A 991-nucleotide genomic window follows, 5' to 3' on the forward strand; every position below is an offset into this window, starting at 1 on the left:
AATCGTATTCATGCGTCCCCACGTTTATTAGGTGAAATCTTGACCTATCATGTTAATTACGGGTTGCCCGCACCAAAGGTAGCCGCATTAATCTACGATATGCACGGAGTAAAAATCGGTAGACAAACAGTATTAAACTATGCGTCAGCAGCGGGCGCCCAATTATACACGCTTACGCAGCATTATCCCTATAATCTTTCTGATCAGATTTGCGGAGATGAGACCTACATTCGTGTCGGAAAGAAATGGCACTATATCTGTTATTTCTTTGACGCAAAAAATAAAATTATTCTGTCACAACGCGTATCAGACAAACGCAATACTGAATTAGCCATCCGATCCATTCATGATGTGCTGGACCACTATATAGCTAGTGAAATCCCTAAGGATTTAAACCTTATCGTTGATGGCAATCCCATTTATAAATTGGCTCAACATTTCTTAGCCCAGCATGATTTAAATTTCACTATCACTCAGGTCATTGGTTTAACCAATGAGGATGACGTCTCAAGACAGTATCGTCCACTCAAACAAATCATCGAACGATTAAACCGAACGTATAAAGGACATTACCGTGGAACCCATGGGTTCAAGTCAGTGAATGGCGCTCGAGCACACGTGGCTTGCTTTACCGCCTGCTTCAACTTCTTACGTCCTCATCAGTCCTTGGGTGGTGAAGTTCCCGTGAGAATTCCTTTTATCCATGATGATGCGAAAACCATGCCGGACAAGTGGATTCGTTTATTAAATTTTGGAAACGGACTTCTTCAATATCTGGACTGATTTTGCATTCACTCTAACCTATCAAAAATACGTTAAACTGACGGTTTTTTAATGTGCCTTTTTTACGCTTCTCATCACTAAACAGACTTTTATTAAGGACTAACTTTTTTTAAAAATCAGTATTTATTTAGCCTGATCAATAGCAAGTATCAAACGAGCAACAAGATTTTTTTAATACATAGTTTTTCATAGATTATTGGGTGTTACC

Annotated in this window: 1 protein-coding gene; it reads left to right on the top strand. The window is 39.2% G+C overall.

Going from position 1 to position 991, the window contains the following annotated elements; genetic code table 11:
* The coding region (locus ACYVLS_RS08925; protein ID WP_460323713.1) for an IS6 family transposase at positions 1–783 on the top strand (783 nt) is incomplete at its 5' end.
* Positions 784–991 lie beyond the last annotated feature (208 nt).

It is taken from the genome of Alkalibacterium psychrotolerans, assembly GCF_054784355.1.